Below are 2,099 nucleotides of genomic sequence, written 5' to 3'. Positions count from 1 at the left end.
ACTCAACCGGACCGAAGATGCCAGCATCCGGGCCGGCGTCTACCGCTACCTGGACAGCAAGGAGGGCTTGATGACCGCGGTCGACAAGGCCAAGCGGGCCCTGCGCTACATGAAGAACAACCGGGCCGTGGTCTACCAGCTCTACAACCGGGAAGTGCGGGCCGACTTTGACCGGCGGGGCTACGTCTTGGAGAACTTCCAGACGGCCCTGGACAAGGGCTGGATCCGGCCGTATTTCCAGCTGGAAAGCCGCAGCCTGACCGGGCGGATTTGCGGGGCGGAAGCCCTGGCCCGCTGGGTCGACCCTAAGTACGGGGTGCTGGGCCCGGGCTTTTTCAGTGAGGTCTTAGAAGAGGCCCACCTGGTTCACAAGCTGGACTTGTCCATCATCCGCCAGGTTTGCGCCATGCTGGCCAGAAGAAGAGGCGAGAAGCGGCCTTTGGTCCCGATCTCGGTCAACCTCTCCCGGGTTGACTTCCAGGTCTGCGACATTTTTTCCGAGATTGAAAAAATCCGCCTGCATTACGGTCTGCCGGCCAAGCTGCTGAAGATAGAAATCCTGGAGTCGACGGTGACCAGCAACCCTCAGGAGTTGAAGCGGGCCATCGACAACTTCCATAAGAGCGGCTATGAGGTCTGGATGGACGACTTTGGCAGCGGCTACTCCAACTTCAACAACCTGGACGAGTACAATTTTGACCTCTTGAAGATCGACATGGTCTTCCTGCGCGGCTTCAGCGAGCGCTCCAAGGTCAAGACCCTGCTGGCCATCGTGGTCGACATGGCCAAAAAGCTGGGGATGCACACCCTCTGTGAAGGGGTGGAGACCAAGGAGCAGTCGGACTTCCTCAGGGAAATCGGCTGCGAGCGCCAGCAGGGCTACTTGTTCTCTGAGCCGATTCCAGAGGCGGAATTTTTGGCGAGACTGGAGGCAGGTCAGCTGGAAGACCCGGACAGCAACCGCTACTATGATACGATCAGCCAGGTCAACGTTCTCTTTGACCCGATGATTGAGCAGACCGGCCAGGAGGATATCGGCATCAAGCTACCGATCTGCATCCTGGAGCGCGGAAGCGACCAGCGGGTGCACGTCAGCTTCATGAACGAGAGCTGCCGGCGGGCCCTGGCGGGCTACGGCTGCCCGGAAGAAGACGTGATTGAGCAGCTCGGCCGGGAGTCCGTGTTTAAACAGACGCTTTTGACCTTGATGGGTGAGAGCCGGCGGGAAAAGGATCCGGTCAGCCGCGTCTTTGACCACCAAGGCCAGCAGTACCTGCTGGAGGTCCGCTACCTGGCCCACGACCAAAAGAGCCAGCGCGATGCCTTCGTTTATACTTTTGAAGGCCTGACCGGGTAAGATAGAAAAGAAGATAAGCAAAAGGCTTCCGCGGTAAGCGGAAGCCTTTTCTTGTATTTGTGATTTAGTTGTTAGTAGTATGATGGATATGATCCAGGATTATCTACTACATATTTGAAGTACGTAGGTAATCTAAACATACTGCTATTTCCTAACTGAACAACAGGCATTTCTTTGGTGAAATGGTCACCTGGCTTGATTGCAGAGGTGAGGTCCCCACAATATTCCAAGTAAACATCAGCATCATTATTAAAGAAAAGTTTAGTTGCATCAGCTTCTTGATCGTATTCGAGGCCTGTCACAGTATCTGAAACCTTAATAGTATCTGCTGCAAAAAATGTGTGCAATGTAGCCAAATAGTAATTTTTGACTACGTATGTCCAAAGACATGGATACAGACATTTTTCTTATTGCCGTCATCACCGGTATTCCGATATCCCAACAAGGGGGTAACCGCATTGACCAGCGCAGGTACCGAAGCACCACTCTTGCAACTTCTTGGAAAGGCTCTCGCCAATCCTCGGATACAGCCAACCCGCATGACTAAGGCCAAGGCCTTAGCCATTAACTCTCCTTTCTTTAAAATTTATAGCGCATGATTTAATTCTGGATGCTCAACCAGCGCTAGAAGGCTAAGCATCGCATTCTTGTCCCGATCTACGACTATGCCATAGTTCGGGCATTTTTCGTTATAGCAGACGTACTCATTGTGTTTAGTACCATGTTTCTTGTTTCCGTAAAG

At 53.1% G+C, this 2,099-nt stretch carries 1 protein-coding gene and 1 pseudogene; one reads left to right on the top strand and one right to left on the bottom strand.

The features are described 5' to 3' along the window. The coding region (locus lacNas_RS07145; RefSeq protein WP_201346733.1) for an EAL domain-containing protein at window positions 1-1,357 on the top strand (1,357 nt) is incomplete at its 5' end. 586 nt (window positions 1,358-1,943) lie between these two features. On the opposite strand, the pseudogene lacNas_RS07140 reads toward lacNas_RS07145, so the two are convergent. Continuing rightward, window positions 1,944-2,099: pseudogene (locus lacNas_RS07140) on the bottom strand (RNA-guided endonuclease TnpB family protein); the annotation flags it as partial.

This window comes from Lactobacillus nasalidis (assembly GCF_016587775.1).
In the GTDB taxonomy this organism is placed as follows: domain Bacteria; phylum Bacillota; class Bacilli; order Lactobacillales; family Lactobacillaceae; genus Lactobacillus; species Lactobacillus nasalidis.
Note: the sequence above shows the minus strand (reverse complement) of the source record. Positions and strands in the feature narration are given on the sequence as shown.